The organism is Sedimentitalea todarodis (genome assembly GCF_032595355.1).
Taxonomy (GTDB): Bacteria; Pseudomonadota; Alphaproteobacteria; order Rhodobacterales; family Rhodobacteraceae; genus Sedimentitalea; species Sedimentitalea todarodis.
On the sequence record NZ_JASMWN010000002.1, the window covers coordinates 243,445 to 259,423 of the forward strand.

At 62.0% G+C, this 15,979-nt stretch carries 16 protein-coding genes; 6 read left to right on the forward strand and 10 right to left on the reverse strand.

Annotated features, from left to right (window positions below):
• Positions 1–39: 39 nt before the first annotated feature.
• The gene (locus QO231_RS03925; RefSeq protein ID WP_316773531.1) at positions 40–879 is read left to right on the forward strand and encodes an alpha-1,2-fucosyltransferase; all 840 of its coding nucleotides are present in this window, start codon (positions 40–42) and stop codon (positions 877–879) included.
• Positions 880–887: 8 nt separating this feature from the next.
• On the opposite strand, the gene QO231_RS03930 is transcribed toward QO231_RS03925, so the two are convergent.
• On the reverse strand, positions 888–1,541 hold the full coding sequence (locus QO231_RS03930; protein ID WP_316773533.1) for an RluA family pseudouridine synthase: 654 nt from the start codon (positions 1,539–1,541) through the stop codon (positions 888–890).
• Between the two features lie 110 nt (positions 1,542–1,651).
• On the opposite strand from QO231_RS03930, the gene QO231_RS03935 reads away from it, so the two are divergent.
• Positions 1,652–2,062: a nuclear transport factor 2 family protein gene (locus tag QO231_RS03935; RefSeq protein WP_316773535.1), complete on the forward strand. Its 411-nt coding sequence runs from the start codon at positions 1,652–1,654 to the stop codon at positions 2,060–2,062.
• Positions 2,063–2,148: 86 nt separating this feature from the next.
• Here the strand turns inward: QO231_RS03935 and QO231_RS03940 are convergent, their stop codons facing one another.
• The 7 genes from QO231_RS03940 to QO231_RS03970 all read right to left on the reverse strand — a co-directional run bounded on the left by QO231_RS03940 (position 2,149) and on the right by QO231_RS03970 (position 10,118).
• A complete protein-coding gene (locus QO231_RS03940) occupies positions 2,149–4,587 on the reverse strand; it encodes a GcvT family protein (protein WP_316773537.1) in 2,439 nt (812 codons plus the stop codon).
• A gap of 49 nt (positions 4,588–4,636) precedes the next feature.
• Positions 4,637–5,533 carry a homocysteine S-methyltransferase family protein gene (locus QO231_RS03945; RefSeq protein WP_316773539.1) on the reverse strand — a complete coding sequence of 299 codons (897 nt, stop codon included), beginning with the start codon at positions 5,531–5,533 and terminating at the stop codon, positions 4,637–4,639.
• A complete protein-coding gene (locus QO231_RS03950) occupies positions 5,530–7,977 on the reverse strand; it encodes a GcvT family protein (RefSeq protein WP_316773541.1) in 2,448 nt (815 codons plus the stop codon). Before QO231_RS03950 ends, QO231_RS03945 begins: the two co-directional genes overlap by 4 nt.
• A gap of 11 nt (positions 7,978–7,988) precedes the next feature.
• Positions 7,989–8,369: a GFA family protein gene (locus tag QO231_RS03955; protein WP_316773542.1), complete on the reverse strand. Its 381-nt coding sequence runs from the start codon at positions 8,367–8,369 to the stop codon at positions 7,989–7,991.
• Positions 8,370–8,371: 2 nt separating this feature from the next.
• Positions 8,372–8,995 (reverse strand): LysE family translocator, encoded by a 624-nt coding sequence (locus QO231_RS03960; RefSeq protein ID WP_316773543.1) that lies wholly within the window; start codon positions 8,993–8,995, stop codon positions 8,372–8,374.
• A 4-nt stretch (positions 8,996–8,999) separates the two neighbouring features.
• Positions 9,000–9,572, reverse strand: coding sequence for a helix-turn-helix domain-containing protein (locus QO231_RS03965; protein WP_316773854.1), 573 nt, complete (start codon positions 9,570–9,572; stop codon positions 9,000–9,002).
• Between the two features lie 69 nt (positions 9,573–9,641).
• Entirely contained in the window at positions 9,642–10,118 is a 477-nt protein-coding gene (locus QO231_RS03970) for a GAF domain-containing protein (RefSeq protein ID WP_316773544.1), read from the reverse strand.
• Between the two features lie 150 nt (positions 10,119–10,268).
• Between QO231_RS03970 and mtgA the strand changes: the two genes are divergently transcribed.
• The 4 genes from mtgA to QO231_RS03990 all read left to right on the forward strand — a co-directional run bounded on the left by mtgA (position 10,269) and on the right by QO231_RS03990 (position 14,935).
• A complete protein-coding gene (gene mtgA, locus QO231_RS03975; RefSeq protein WP_316773546.1) occupies positions 10,269–11,024 on the forward strand; it encodes a monofunctional biosynthetic peptidoglycan transglycosylase in 756 nt (251 codons plus the stop codon).
• 57 nt (positions 11,025–11,081) lie between these two features.
• Positions 11,082–11,747 carry an FtsZ-binding protein FzlA gene (gene fzlA / locus QO231_RS03980; protein WP_316773547.1) on the forward strand — a complete coding sequence of 222 codons (666 nt, stop codon included), beginning with the start codon at positions 11,082–11,084 and terminating at the stop codon, positions 11,745–11,747.
• A gap of 81 nt (positions 11,748–11,828) precedes the next feature.
• Positions 11,829–12,860 carry a tRNA epoxyqueuosine(34) reductase QueG gene (queG, locus tag QO231_RS03985; protein WP_316773548.1) on the forward strand — a complete coding sequence of 344 codons (1,032 nt, stop codon included), beginning with the start codon at positions 11,829–11,831 and terminating at the stop codon, positions 12,858–12,860.
• 68 nt (positions 12,861–12,928) lie between these two features.
• Positions 12,929–14,935, forward strand: a complete 2,007-nt coding sequence (locus QO231_RS03990) for a hydantoinase/oxoprolinase family protein (RefSeq protein WP_316773549.1) — start codon at positions 12,929–12,931, stop codon at positions 14,933–14,935.
• Here QO231_RS03990 and msrA read toward each other — a convergent pair.
• Positions 14,932–15,438 carry a peptide-methionine (S)-S-oxide reductase MsrA gene (msrA, locus tag QO231_RS03995; RefSeq protein ID WP_316773551.1) on the reverse strand — a complete coding sequence of 169 codons (507 nt, stop codon included), beginning with the start codon at positions 15,436–15,438 and terminating at the stop codon, positions 14,932–14,934. The two genes, QO231_RS03990 and msrA, sit on opposite strands and share 4 nt — an antisense overlap.
• Entirely contained in the window at positions 15,435–15,884 is a 450-nt protein-coding gene (msrB, locus tag QO231_RS04000; protein WP_316773552.1) for a peptide-methionine (R)-S-oxide reductase MsrB, read from the reverse strand. Before msrB ends, msrA begins: the two co-directional genes overlap by 4 nt.
• Positions 15,885–15,979: the final 95 nt, after the last annotated feature.

The following is a 15,979-nucleotide window of genomic DNA, read 5'->3' on the forward strand; positions in this document are numbered from 1 at the left end:
TCACTGGCACTGTCAGCTATTTCGCCCTAGACACTGCTCATGATCACCATCCGCTTGCATGGCCGTCTCGGCAACCAGATGTTCCAATACGCCGCCGCGCGGGGGCTGGCGGCGCGATTGGGCACCGAGGTTGCGCTGGATGCGCGTCTGGCCCGGGCGCGGGGCGAAGGCGTGTTGACGCGTGTGTTCAGACTGCCGGTGGTATCCGCAGACGACCTGCCGCCGCTCAAGGCAGACGCCCCACTGCGCTATGCCGCGTGGCGGTTGGCCAGTTCCCGCTTTCGCCGGGAGAACGGGTTGGGCTACAATCCCGCAATCGAGCACTTTGCCGACGGCAGCTATATGCACGGTTACTGGCAATCGGAGCGATACTTTGCCCATATCGCCCCGGAGATACGCCGCGATTTCACGTTCCCGGCCATCGCTTCTCCCGAAAACGCCGAAATGGCAGCCCGGATCTGCGACGGCCTCTCGATCGCGCTGCATGTGCGGCGGGGCGACTACCTGTCGCTGGGGGCGCATACGCTCTGCGATCAGGCCTATTACGACGCGGCGTTGACCCGCGTTCTTGACGGGCTCGCGGGCACCCCGACTGTCTATGTCTTTTCTGACGATCCCGACTGGGTGAAGGACAATCTACCTCTGCCATGCACCCGCGTCGTTGTCGATATCAACGGGCCGGACACCGATTTCGAAGACATGCGCTTGATGAGTCTGTGTGATCACAACATCATTGGCAATTCGTCGTTCTCATGGTGGGGTGCCTGGCTGAACACCAATGCCGACAAACGTGTGGCAGGGCCGGCACGTTGGTTCGGCGATCCAAAACTGGTGAATCCCGACATCCTGCCCGATCGTTGGCTGAAAATCACCGCCTGACGCACCCGTCAGAACTCCGGCGGCGCGCGGAATTTCATTGACGCACCACCATCCGGATGCTTGAGCCGCAGTTCCTCGGAATGCAGATACATGCGCGAATGATCGGCCGCCGCACCCTCGGCATAGAGCGGATCGCCCAATATCGGATGCCCCAAGGCCAGCATATGCACCCGCAACTGGTGGCTGCGCCCGGTTTTGGGCATCAGGCGCACGCGGGTCGTGCCCTCCTCATGACGCAAAACGCGCCAATCCGTATGGGCCTGTCGTCCGGTCTCTTGGCATACCTTTTGGCGGGGCCGGTTCTCCCAATCCACGATCAACGGCAGATCGACCGTCCCGGTCTTTGGCTCAAGCTCTCCGTTTAGACGCGCCACATAGCTCTTGCGGATCTGCCGCCTTTCAAATTGCAAGCCCAGATGCCGCTGCGCATACGGCGTCAACGCAAACACCATCACGCCTGACGTGTCCCGGTCCAGCCGATGCACCAGCAAGGCATCCGGAAACGCCGCCTGCAGACGCGACAGCAGACAATCGGCAAGATGCCCGCCTTTGCCCGGCACACTCAGCAAGCCGGCCGGCTTGTTGACCACCAACAGTTGGGCATCATCATGCAACACATCCAAAGGCGTGTCAGGCGGAGTATATTCACTGGAAACGGCCATTGCGCCTGACTAAACGCGCCGCGCCGCAAGGACAAGCTCCCGCAACGTCCGGCTTGAACCCCATCACGCCTTGCGCAAGGCTGCCCAAAGCAAGCGCAAGGAGCAGATCAATGCACCCGACCATCACCAGAATGCAGGACGTGATCGCCAAGGGCGACGATACCAGGATTGCAGGCCTGCTCGCCGAAGACGTGCGGTTCCTGCCGCCGACCTATTTCGCCACATGGACCGGTCGTGAACCCGTCGCCGCCGTCCTTGGTCATGTGGGCCAGGTGTTCAGCGAATTCAGCTATCGTCGTGTGATGGGCTCGGGCACTGACTGGGCGCTGGAGTTTCAGTGCAAGATCGGCGAACTGGACGCGATTGGCGTTGACCTGATCACCCTCAACGATGCGGGGTTGATCCAGACCTTTGAGGTTGTCATGCGCCCGTACAAGAGCGTCGGTGCCCTGCGCGAGGCGATGAACGCCCGCGTCATGACCGACCCGCGCTTTCTGGAGTACCGCAAGGCCCTGTCCTGAACCGCGCCCTTTTTCTTGCTGAAAATATCCCCGCCGGAGGCCGTCCGGCGTTCCCTGAACGCCGGACCAGAAAAGAATCTAGGCGGCTAAATCCGCACCCGCTCTGACTTGGGATCATAAAGCGGTTTGAGCGACGCCTCCGCCGCAACACGCACCCCGGCAACGTCGATGTCATAGGACGAGGCCAAAACCTCGGCCGCCGTCTCACCGCGACAGGGTACATAGCCGAGCCCGATCGCGCCGCCCAGATGATGCCCATAGGCGCCAGAAGACAGGTAGCCAACGATCGCGCCATCCCGCAGAATCGGCTCGTTGTGATAGAGCAGCGGCTCGGGATCGCGCAGCCGGAACTGCATCAATCGCCTGTTCAGCCCCTCATCCCTTTTCGCCAGAACTGCATCGCGGCCAATGAATGCGGGCTTGGCGGTCTTGACTGCAAAGCCCAGCCCGGCCTCAAGCACATGATCTTCGCAGGTGATGTCATGACCAAAGTGGCGGAATGCCTTTTCGATCCGCGCGCTGTCCATCATATGCAGCCCGCACAGCTTCAAACCCATTGACTGACCCGCCGCAAAGAGCGTTTCGAACGCATGCGCCGCCATGTCTGCGCTGACATACAGCTCCCAGCCCAACTCCCCCACGTAGGACACCCGGTGCGCCCGTGCCAAACCCATGCCCAGCTCGATCTCGCGCGCGGTGCCAAACGGCTGCGCATCATTGCCCAGATCGCTCGGCGACACCGCCTGCATCAGCCTGCGAGCATTCGGTCCCATCACGGCCAGAACGCCTTCTCCCGCCGTCACATCGGTGATCACGACGGCCCGGTCGCCCAGGTGCCGTCGCAACCATGTCTCGTCTGCCAGCCGCGTCGCGGCAGGCGTCACCACCAGATAGGCAGTCTCCGACAGGCGGGTCACGGTTACATCCGCCTCGATCCCGCCCCGCGCGTTCAGGAACTGGGTATAGACGATCCGCCCAGCAGGCACCGACATGTCGGCCCCGCAGACATGATTCAGAAACGCCTCGGCATCGCGCCCTTCAACGCGCAGTTTGCCGAATGATGACATGTCGTACATGCCGACATTCGTGCGCACTGCATTCACTTCGGCGGCGACATTGTCAAAGAAGTTCTGCCGCTTCCAACCATACTGGTACTCGGCCTGCTGGCCCGCCTGCGCGAACCAGTTCGCCCGCTCCCACCCGGCCAGTTCGCCAAAGACCGCGCCCTGCCCGGCCAGCTGCGCATGAAACGGCGAGCGTCGAACCCCGCGCCCCGTGGCCTTTTGCCGGTAGGGGAAGTGATCCGCGTAGAGAAGCCCAAGCGTTTCGGTCGAGCGTTCCATCAGATACTGCTTGTTGCCCTGAAACGGTTGCATCCGCGAAATGTCCACATCGCCCAGATCAAAGGGTTTCTCGCCATCCTGCATCCATTGAGCCAGCGCCATGCCCGCGCCGCCCGCAGACTGGATCCCGATGGAATTGAACCCAGCCGCCGCCCACACGTTATCCATCTCGGGGGCCTGTCCCAGATGATAGGCGTCATCGGGCGTAAAGCTCTCGGGACCATTAAAAAACGTGTGTATTCCTACGGTGCCCAGCATCGGCAATCTGTTCACCGCCATTTCCAGGATCGGCTCAAAGTGGTCAAAATCCTCGGGCAGCTGGTCGAACTCGAAACTCTCAGGGATCGGCCCCCAGGGCTTTGACACCGGCTCAAACGCGCCCAGCATCAGCTTGCCCGCGTCTTCCTTGTAATAGGCACATTCATCCGGCACCCGCAGCACCGGTAGCTGCGTCAGCCCGGCGACCGGCTCGGACACGATATAGAAGTGCTCGCAGGCCTGCAGCGGCACGTTGGTGCCCAGCATCTTGCCCACGTCATGCCCCCACATGCCGGCACAATTCACCACCTGATCGCAGGCGATATGGCCGGGTCCAGATGCGCCGTCATAGTCAACGCCGGTGATCCGTCGCCCCTCGCGACGCACGCCGGTCACGCGGGTATGTTCCGCCACAACCGCGCCACGCTGCCGTGCGCCCTTGGCCAATGCCAGCGCGATATTGCCCGGATCACCCTGCCCGTCCTTGTCAAGGTAAACACCCGCAACCACGTCTTGCAGATTAAGATGCGGGTATCGCACACCAATTTCGTTTGGGCTGATCTCTTCGATGTCCACACCAAAGGCCCGCGCCATCGCGGCAGAGCGATACAGCTCCTCGCGCCGCTCTTCGGTGAGCGCAACGGTGATCGATCCGACCCGTTTGAAGCCGGTGGCAACGCCGGTTTCGGCCTCGAGATCGCCATAGAGTTCCTGACTATACTTGGCCAGCCGGGTCATGTTCGCGGTCGCCCGCAATTGGGCGATCAGCCCGGCGGCGTGCCAGGTGGTGCCGCTCGTCAGTTGTTTGCGTTCCAGCAAAACGACATCTTTCCAGCCCAGTTTTGCCAGATGGTAGGCCACCGAACAGCCCACGATACCACCGCCAATGATGATGACACGGGCCTTGTCAGGAAGGTTGGTCATTTCTTGTTTCCTCAATCAGGTGATAGGCGTCCCCCGGACAGCGCGGGCCTCAGACGATGCTGTGTCCGGCCGCACGCAGTCGGCGGGCCAGTTCTGCAATGTGATCCGGCCCGACTTCGCAACAGCCCCCCACGATGGTGGCCCCCTGCGCGACCCAGTGCATCGCATGGTCGGCATAGGCCTCAGGCCCCAGATCGACGCGCTGTTCGAGGGCGTCAACCGTTGGCGCGTCGGTTAGAAAGCCCTCCGATATCCGGGCGAACCCGTTGGCATAGCCCCCAAAGGGGCGGCCAAACCCCGCGAGTTTTTCCAGCCCTTTCGTCACCGCCTCAGGGCGGGAACAATTCAGCAGAACCGCGTCGGGATCGAACCGGTCGAGCAACGGAACCATCCCGGCCAACCGCTCGCCCGACCGCAGGCGGGTGCCGTCATCATCGTCAACCGTCATGGCGAGCCAGACCGGCTTGCCGCAACCCTGCGTCGCCCGCAGCACGCCTTCGGCCTCAAGAACCGACGACACCGATTCGATCAGGAACAGGTCAACACGCGGGACCATCGCCTGCGTAAGTTCACCGAATTTCTGTTCTGCATCGTTCGGGTCGGGCTTCAGATCAGGGCGGTAGGAGGCCAGCAGCGGCCCCAGCACCCCGGCGATACGCCCGCTTCCATGCGCATCACGCGCACGCTCTGCCTGATCCAAGGCCACCTCAAGCAGCGACAGAACCTCGTCTTCCAGCCCCACCCGGACCAGACGGCTGCGATGCACCGCATAGGTGTTGGTGCTGGCGATGGTCGCTCCGGCATCGAAATAGTTCTGATGCACCGTCGCCACCAGATCGGGTCTGTCCATCATCACGCGCGTTGACCACAGCGGCGTCGCCCGGTCGCCGCTGCGCTTGACGAGTTCCTGCCCGATAGAGCCATCCAGAAGGGTGATGTCCGTCATCCGCGCAGCCGTTCGTTCTGCGGGTCCCACAAGGGTTGATCCGGTTGCACCACCGCCGAATGACGCTCGCCGTAGATCTCGACCTCGATCCGCGTTCCCGGCTCGGCCAGGTCCGCCCGCACCATGCCCAGTGCGACAGAGGCGTTGATTCGATAACCCCAGGCCCCTGATGTGGTTTCCCCCACCACCTGCTCGCCTTGCCACAGCGTCGACATATAGGGCGCGTCGGCCGCGCCCGCATCAACCCGCAGGGTGACAAAGCGCTTGGCGCTGCCGTGCTGTTTTTCCGCCTGCAATGCCGTCTTGCCGGGAAAATCCTGTGGCTTGTCCAGCTTTACAAACCGGTCCAGACCCGCCTCGAGCATCGAGTAATCCGTGGACAAATCGCCTTTCCACGCGCGATAGCCCTTTTCGATGCGCAGGCTGTTCAGCGCGAACATGCCGAACGGCCTGGCACCCGCTGCCAGCACCGCGTCATAGATCGCGGGCATCACTTCGTTCAAGGCGTGGATCTCCCAGCCCAGTTCGCCGGCAAAGGACACCCGCAACAGCGCGACCCAGTCTCCCGCGATCTCGCTCTCCTGAAAGCTGAGCCAAGGCAAAGACAGATCCGCCGCGCAGATCGCACCCAGCACCTCGCGCGATTTGGGACCGGTGACGATCAGGGTCGACATCCGGTCGGTCCAATCCTCCAGCGTAAAGGCACACGCGTTGGACATATGTCGTTCAAGCCATTCCCGGTCATGCCATTGCGCGGTTGCCGCGGTCACAAGGATGAACTGGTCTTCGGCGAACCGCGTCACTGACATTTCTGTCACGATGCGGCCCCGCGCATCGGCAAAGTAGAGCAACCCGACGCGTCCGACCTTGGGCAGCGCCCCGGTCACCAACCCGCGCAGCCAGTCATCGGCACCCGGACCCTGCACCTTGAACCGCGAGAAGCCCGGCAGGTCGAGCACACCACAAGCGTCGCGCACCGCCTCGCATTCCTCGCGGATACGCGGCTCCCACGGCCCTGCCCGGTTCCATGTCTGGGTTGTTGCTTCGCTGGTGTCGTCTCCCGGTTGCGCAAACCAATTGGCACGCTCCCAACCGTTATAGGCGCCCATCACCCCGCCCTGTGCCGTGACGCGGTCGTGCACCGGCGACAGTTTCCTGTCGCGCCCTGCAGGCCAGGAATGCCAAGGGAAATGCATGGCGTATTCGTGGCCATAGGTCTCCATTCCCTTGGCGACGCAGTAATCGGTGTCGGTATGGTCGGTATAGCGGCGCGGATCGACCGCCCACATGTCCCATTCGGTCTGACCCTCGGTGATCCATTCGGCCAGCACCTTGCCAGCCCCGCCCGACTGCGCAATGCCAAAGGTAAAGACGCAGGCCTCGAACGCGTTGGGCACGCCCGGCATCGGCCCGACCAGCGGCAAACCGTCCGGCGCATAGGGAATCGGACCGTTGATCACCTTGTTGATCCCCGCCTTCCCGAGCAGCGGCACCCGTGCCATCGCATCTTCGATGTACCATTCCAGCCGCTCCAGATCGTCGGGGTAGAGCTGAAAGCTGAAATCGGACGGCATCGGATCGTCGGGCGTGACCCAATGCGCCTTGCAGTTGCGTTCGTATGGACCAAGGTTCAACCCGGTCTTCTCCTGTCGCAAGTAATAGGAGCTGTCGACGTCACGCAGCAGCGGCAGCTTGTCATGGTGTTTCGTGTGTTCCGCGATTTCCGGAATCTCGTCGGTCAGCATGTATTGATGGCTCATCACCATCATCGGCACGGTGCGCCCGCCATAGGGTTTGAACCATTCCCCGACCCGCTGCGCGTAATAGCCTGCGGCGTTGACCACATATTCACAACGAATGTCACCCTTGTCGGTGTGCACGATCCATTCGCCGTTTTCGCGGCTTACGCCGGTTGCCGGACAAAACCTTTCGATCCGCGCACCCAGATCGCGCGCGCCCTTGGCCAACGCCTGCGTCAACTGACTGGGATCGATGTCGCCATCATGCGGGTCGAAAAGGACCCCCTGCAAATCATGCAACTCAAGGAAGGGATAGACGTCCTGCGCCTCTTTGGGCGACATCATCTCGATGTCCATCCCCTGATAGCGACCCATCCCCTTGGCGCGCTCGAATTCCTGCATCCGTTCCTTGCTGTGCGCCAGCCGGATCGAGCCGGTGACGTGATAGTTCATCGGATAATCGACCGCCTCTCCCAAGCCACGATATAGCTCGGTCGAATAGCGCTGCATGTTCATGATTGCCCAGCTGGTCGAAAACGTCGGGACGTTCCCGGCCGCGTGCCATGTGCTGCCCGCTGTCAACTCGTTCTTTTCCAGCAGAACACAGTCTGTCCAACCCGCCTTGGCAAGGTGATACAACGACGAGGCCCCCACCGCGCCACCGCCGATAATGACCACGCGGGCCGTCGTCGGAAAATCAGCCATTGTGTCTCTCCCTACTGAGCCCGCTCGGGCAAGCCATCTGAAATGTCGTAGTAATCGCCCTTGTCCGCGACAAAGATATGCCGCGCGAGGCGCACGCCTGTGGGAGCATCAATTGCACCCATGGCCACGGATATCTGGTCTTCGCCATTGTGCGCCCAGAACAGGAAGGCCCCGCAGGTTCCGCAAAATCCGCGCCGGGCGGTTTCGCTGGCATTGTACCAGCGCAGCGTACCCTCTGAAGTGAACCGCAGCTGCGTCTTGTCTATTCCGGTTGATGACCAGCAATGGCCCGACTGCTTGCGACACTGCCCGCAATGGCAGACCGAAGGTGGCGCAAGATCTCCGTCGATCTCGAATGCGACGCCGCGACAGTTGCAGGATCCGGTATGCATGGCTATCCCCGTGTTTGTGGTGTGGCGCTGGCTCCGAGAAGCGCGCCGTAGATGATGAAACAGACCGCCATGACCCGGCGCACCCAGACATTGAACACAGCACCCAGTGCCGCGCGCCCAAGGACCGCGCCCAAGGTCGTGAACCCGGTATAGCTGAGCGCGGTGATGATCAACGCCGTCGGCATGATCACCCACATTTGCTGCATGATCGGTACATCCGGCTGCACAAACTGGGAAAACGCTGCGAGATAGCCCGCGACGCTCTTGGGATTGATTACCGCGATCGCCAAGGCGTGCAGGTAGATGTGCCGCGCCGGACGCTCTTCGGCCTGCACCGGAATGGTCGCCCGCATCCAGCCGCGAATTCCCAGCCAGATCAGGAACCCGGCACCGGCCAATTTGGCGACAAAAAAGCCCGTCGGTGACGCGACGATCAAAGCCGTCACGCCCAAAGCGGACAGGATCAGGAACAGGCTGGCCTGGGTCAGGATCGCCAGCACACCGATCATCGCGCGCGCAAACGGCAGGTTCATGCCATTGGTGATGCAATTCACTGCGTTCGGCCCCGGCGTGGTCACAAAAACCACCCAGAACAGCGCAAATATGGTCCAGCCTTCGAAACTCATGGCGTCAATACACCGGCGGGGCGATCACCCAGATCGCGACCGCTGGGTCATCATAGGGATTGATCCACTCAAACGGCTCGCCCCGGATGCGGAAACTGTCGCCGGGATCGATGGTGAAATGCCGCCCCGAGATCACCAAATCCAGCTTGCCGGACACGAGATACCCAACCTCCTGCGTCGCCCGGGTCACGACCTCGCCAATGCGCGAATGTGGCTCGAATGTCGAATGCACCATTTCGAAATCATCGGTCAGATCCGGTGACAGCAATTCCTCGACCAGACCTGCCGGGCTGGATCCGATCGGGCGCCGCGCGCCTGTGCGAACGATATAGCCCGATTCATCCGCAGGTGCCGGGGCATGAGCAAACAGCATCGACACCGGCACGCCAAGCCGCGCCGCGATATGGCGCAGATCGGTTACCGAGGGGTCCGACAGATCGCGCTCGACCTGCGATAGCCAGCCCACCGATCGGCCCAGTGACTCGGCCAGTTCAGCTAGCGTGATGCCGCGCACCTTGCGCAAGGCCCGCAGGTCGGCACCCAATGTCTGTGGACGTGTTGTGTCGGATTGAAGCATCATCTGGCCGTGAAAAAGATATCTACTTTTTCACGCTGCGCCGAGTCGATGAAAAACGCAACACAAATTTCATGCGTTCAGTTGATCAACCGCCAATTGGCCAAAAACCGAAACAAGGATCCCGTTCAATTCAAGCGCATCCTCCTGCGAAAACGCATCAGGCTGATCGCTGTCGATATCGAACACGCCGATCAGCTTGCCATCACGACCTTTCACCGGAATCACCAGTTCCGACCGGGTTGATGCGGCACAGGCGATATGGCCGGGAAACGCATCCACATCCGCCACCACCTGAACCTGCCCGCTGCGCGCCGCTGCACCGCAAACGCCTCGGGAAAATGGAATCACAAGGCAGCCATGCTCGCCCTGATAGGGCCCGATCTTCAGCAACTCCGGCGCAACGACCCGATAAAACCCGGTCCAGTCGAATCGGGCGTCGGCATGGTGCACCTCGCAGGCGACGGTTGCCATGAGCGCGATCTCATCGGTTTCCCCGTCTGTCAGAGCGTCGATTGTCTGCGCGAGCGTCTTGTAATCCAGTGACATGTCCGTTCGATACCCCACCAATCATGCCGCCCGATGCAGCCGCCCACGGGCGATAATGTCAAGCCGGTGCTGTTGCGCAAGGGCACTCAAATTTTCGCAAATGCAACCCGGACGCTGTTGCCCGCAGCCCGGAGTGGTATAGCTGCGCACATGGCAAAGGCAGCGAGCAAGAAAAAGGCGAAGAGCAAGAAGGCGGGTGGTCTGCGGACTGCGCTGGCACAGGTGCGCACGCGCCCCATGGCGCTTTTGCGGTTCCTGTTGGTACGTGGTTTGTTCGTTGTCGTCGGTCTTTGTTTGCTGCTGGTGCTTCTGTTTTCCTTTGTGAACCCGCCAACCACCCAAACCATGTGGTCCGAAGGGCGCAGGCTCGGCAAACCCGTCAAACAGGACTGGGTGTCGATTGAAGACATCGCCCCTGTCATGGCCCGTTCCGCCGTGGCTGCCGAAGACGCGAATTTCTGTCTGCATTGGGGGTTTGACGTGACCGCGATTCGGGCCGCGATCTCCGAGGGCAATCAGCGCGGCGGCTCGACCATCTCGCAGCAAGTGGTCAAGAATGTGTTCCTCTGGCAAGGGCGCAGCTGGCTGCGCAAGGCGCTGGAAGCGGGAATCACCCCGGTGGTGGAAGCGGTCTGGTCCAAGAAGCGCATTCTTGAAGTCTATCTGAACGTGGCCGAGCTGGATGAAGGCGTGTTTGGGGTTGGCGCGGCGGCGGGGCACTATTTTGGCGTGTCCTCTGCAAGGCTGAGCGCGACACAATCCGCACGTCTGGCGGCGGTTTTGCCCTCTCCCAAAACCCGCTCTGCGGGCAAACCATCGGCCAGAGTGCGCAAACGCGCGGCTCAGATCGTTGACGGTGCGGCCACCATCCGCGCAGATGGGCGCGCGGGCTGTTTCGAGGATTGAAAATCCCGACGCGGCGGGGCATTGAAGTGAAAACCCCAGTTCATCGCTTGGATTCTCATGGCCCGCCTGTTTCACGTTCCTCTGTCCCCGTTCTGCCGCAAAGTCCGTCTGTCGCTGGCCGAAAAGAAAATTGAGGTTGAGCTGGTCGAAGAACGTTATTGGGAGGGAGACGCAGACTTTCTGCGCCGCAACCCTGCCGCCAAGGTGCCGGTGTTGAAGCTGGACGGCCGCATGATGGCCGAAAGCGCCGCGATTTGCGAATACCTCGAGGAAACCCGCCCCGATCCGTCGCTGTTGCCGAAGACGCCGGAGGACCGCTATGAGGTTCGCCGCCTCGTTGGGTGGTTTGACGACAAGTTTCACCACGAAGTAACGGCAAAACTGCTGTATGAGCGGATCAACAAGAAGGTCACCGGTCAGGGGTATCCTGACAGCCGCAACGTTAAAGATGGCGCACGCGCGATCAAGTATCACCTGGACTACATGACCTGGCTTCTGGATCATCGCCGCTGGCTGGCCGGAGACGTGATGACGCTCGCGGATTTCGCGGCGGCTGCGCACCTGTCATCACTGGACTACATATCCGACGTCGACTGGAACCGGTCCTCCGTGGTCAAGGATTGGTACGCCAAGATCAAGTCGCGCCCGGCGTTTCGATCAATCCTCGTTGATCAGGTTTCCGGGTTCCGGCCGCCGCCGCATTATGCCGATCTGGATTTCTGAACCGGCGGGAAAGCGGGGGCCGCTTGCCCCTGCCGGCGCGCCGCACCGGCGGTCAACAATGCCTGTCACCGGAAATGCGCCATGACTTCGCTCAAAGACAAGTTGGTCGCACAGGCGCTGGCCGAGGGCTTTGTATCCTGCCGGGTTTGCCGTCCCTGGGACGTGCCGGAGGTGCCGGGACGATTGGCGCGCTTTGTCGAGGCGGGCTATCATGGGCAAATGGGCTGGATGGCGGACCGCATGCACTGGCGCGGCAATCCGGCGGCGCTGTGGCCCGAGGCGCAATCCGTGATCATGCTGGCGGAAAGCTATACGCCGGATGAGGACCCGATGGCGGTGATCGGCCAGCCCGACCGGGGCGCGATCTCGGTCTATGCCCGCAATCGCGACTATCACGACATGGTCAAGAAACGCCTGAAACGGCTGGCTCGCTGGCTAATCGCAGAGAGCGGCGGCGAGGTGAAGGTTTTCGTAGATACCGCCCCGGTGCCGGAAAAGGCACTGGGAGAGGCTGCGGGATTGGGCTGGCAAGGCAAGCACACCAACCTGGTGAGCCGAGATTGGGGCAACTGGGCGTTTCTGGGGTCTGTCTTTACAACGCTCGATCTGCCTGCGGACGAACCGGACATTGATCATTGCGGATCGTGCCGCGCATGCCTTGACGCCTGCCCGACCGATGCCTTTCCAGCGCCTTACCAGTTGGACGCCCGGCGCTGCATTTCCTATCTGACCATAGAGCATCATGGCCCAGTCGATGAAGAACTTCGCAGCCTGATGGGCAACCGCATCTATGGCTGCGACGATTGTCTGGCCGTCTGCCCGTGGAACAAGTTCGCCGTTGCCGCGAGCGACATCCGCTATGCGGCCCGTCCCGAGTTGACGGCGCCCCGTCTGGCCGAACTTGCGGTATTGGATGATGCGGAGTTTCGCGCGATGTTCTCGGGTTCTCCGATCAAGCGGATCGGGCGGGATCGGTTCGTGCGAAATGTGCTCTATGCGATCGGCAACTCCGGCGAACCCGCTTTGCGGGCCGTGGCCCAGATGCTTGCCGATGATCCCGATCCCGCGGTTGCAGATGCAGCACGATGGGCAACGCAGCAATTGGGCCCATGATCACTTCTTGCTGGACGTGGCAGGTACAATCACTAGACCGGGTGGCGTGAGTTTCAAAGGAGGCCCGGATGGCGGTGCTGCTGGGGGTGGATACGGGTGGCACCTATACCGATGCGGTGCTGCTGCGGGACGAGACCGACGTGATCGCAAGCGCCAAGGCGCTGACGACGCGCAGCGATCTGGCGATCGGCATCGGCGCGGCGATTCGGGCCGTGCTGGAACAATCCGGCGTGAAGCCAACGGATATTTCGCTGGCGTCGCTATCCACGACCCTCGCCACCAACGCGTTGGTTGAAGGGCAAGGCGAGCGCGTGGCCTTGGTGTTTGTCGGGTTTCGCCCGTCTGATCTGGAGCAGCATGGGCTGCGTCATGCACTCAAGGGCGATCCGGTCGCGGCGCTGGCTGGCGGTCACACCCACGCCGGCGGCGAGGCGGCGCCGCTCGATATCCCCGGCCTTATGGCGTTTCTAGATGCGCACGCAAGCGGCGTCAGCGGCTATGCGGTTGCCTCGCAGTTCGCGACCCGCAATCCCGCGCACGAGCTTGAGGTGGCGCGTATCATCACCGGGCGCACAGGCGCACCGGTCACCTGTTCGCATCACTTGTCGGCCAAGCTGAACGGCCCCAAGCGCGCTGTTACGGCCGTCTTGAACGCGCGTTTGATCGGAATGATCGACCGCCTGATCGGGCAGGCGCAGGATGTTCTGGCCGACCTCGGAATTGACGCTCCGATGATGGTTGTGCGGGGCGACGGGGCGCTGATGTCTGCTCAACAGGCACGCGAACGCCCCATAGAGACCATTCTCAGCGGGCCTGCCGCATCGATTGTCGGTGCACGCTGGCTGACCGGTGCGGACGAGGCATTGGTTTCAGATATCGGAGGCACGACCACGGATGTCGCGGTGTTGCGCGATGGCAAACCCGCGATTGACCCGCATGGTGCCCGCGTCGGCAGCTTTCGCACCATGGTCGAAGCGGTGGCGATGCGCACCACCGGGCTCGGCGGCGACAGCCAGGTCCATGTGCAGGCCCAGGGACTGGCAGGCGGTGTTTTCCTCGGCCCGCGCCGGGTCGTTCCCATATCGCTGATCGGGCAAGAGGCTCCGGAGGTCGTCCACACCGCACTGGATGCGCAACTGCGCAATGTCACCACTGGCGAGCATGACGGCAGGTTCGTACGTGCCCTGCTCGGGATGCCAAAGGGCGAAATGGCCCGCCGCGAAACGGACTTGCTGGAACGGATCGGTGATCGGGTGCAACCTCTGGGGCAGATCTTGCGCAGCCGGATGGAAAACGGCGCATTGGGCCGGCTGGTGGATCGCGGTCTTGTCCAGATCGCCGGGGTCACGCCATCGGATGCCAGCCATGTGCTCGGTACGCTCAACGCATGGGACAGTGCAGCCGCGGACAAGGCACTGACGCTCTTGGCGCGGCGCAGGACCGGGTCGGGTGACATGCTCGCCGCGACCGCCACGGACCTTGCGCGCATGATTGTTGATCAACTGACTGAACAGACAGTGTTCACCTTGCTGGAAACCGCCTTTGCCGAGGAAACGTCGGATTTCGACCTGCCGCCGGACCTGCTGGCCCGGCATATCCTGTTGAAAAAGGGACTTGCAGGACATCGCGGGTTGCTGGCGCTGGACGCAGCGCTGAATGTGGATGTTGTCGGTCTCGGTGCCTCTGCGCCCAGCTATTATCCGGCGGTCGGCGACCGCCTGCACTGCCGGATGATCCTGCCGCACCATGCAGGTGTTGCAAATGCCATTGGTGCGGTCGTTGGTCGCATCACGATGCGCCACAGCGGCACCGTCACCTCGCCCAGCGAAGGCAGGTTTCGGGTGCATCTGGAAACCGGCCCGGAGGATTTCGCGGCCGCCTCCGACGCGATGGCGCGGCTGGAACAGGTGTTGCGCACGACTGCCAGACAGGCCGCGCTTGCCGCCGGGGCCGCAGGGCTTCAGATCGCGGTCGAGAGGGACATCAAGACCGCCCGCGCCGAGGCGCGGGAAGTCTTTATCGAGGCGACCCTGACGGTTGAAGCGAGCGGGCGGCCTCGAAACGCCTCGGGCTAGGACGCCTTGGCGCGCTTGGGCAACACCCAATCCGGGCGCACGAAATGACAAGTATAGCCGTTGGGAATGCGCTCCAGATAATCCTGATGCTCGGGCTCCGCCTCCCAGAATGCGCCCGCCGGTTCCACCTCGGTCACGACCTTGCCCGGCCAGAGACCGGACGCTTCGACATCGGCAATGGTATCAATCGCAGTCTGCCTCTGCGCCTCGTCCACATAGTAGATCGCCGACCGATAGCTCAACCCGCGATCGTTGCCCTGCTGGTTGAGCGTGGTGGGGTCATGGATCTGAAAGAACAGTTCCAGCAACTCGCGATAGCTGATCTGTGCCGGATCAAAGTGGATCTCGATCCCTTCCGCATGCGTCCCGTGATTGCGATAGGTCGCATTGGGCACATCGCCGCCGGTGTAACCCACGCGGGTCTCGACGACGCCGGGTCTCCTGCGGATCAGATCCTGCATTCCCCAGAAACATCCACCAGCCAATACTGCGCGTTCGGTCATGCCACGTCCTCCACCTGATCCAGATAGGTACCATACCCCTGGGCTTCCATCTCGTCACGATGGATGAAGCGAAGGCTGGCCGAATTGATGCAATATCGCATGCCGCCCCGGTCACGCGGCCCGTCGGGAAACACGTGGCCCAGGTGGCTGTCGCCATGGCTGCTGCGTACTTCGGTGCGAATCATGCCCAGCGAGCGATCCTCGATTTCGTTGATCAGCGCCGGTTCGATCGCCTTGGTAAAACTGGGCCAGCCACAACCGGATTCATACTTGTCCGACGAGGCAAACAGCGGCTCGCCCGACACGATATCGACATAAATTCCCGGTTCCTTGTTGTGTAGCAGCGCGCCGGTGCCGGGGCGTTCGGTTCCGCTCTCCTGGGTGACGTGAAACTCCTCGGGGCTTAGCGCGGCGATACGGTCCGGGTCTTTGGAATAATTCGGCATGTTGGTCCTCCGCCTTGTGGTTCGAAACAATAAATGGTCTGGCGCGGCGGAATGCAAAGGATTGTTTCATCCCGCTCGCGCGGACGTGCTATTGT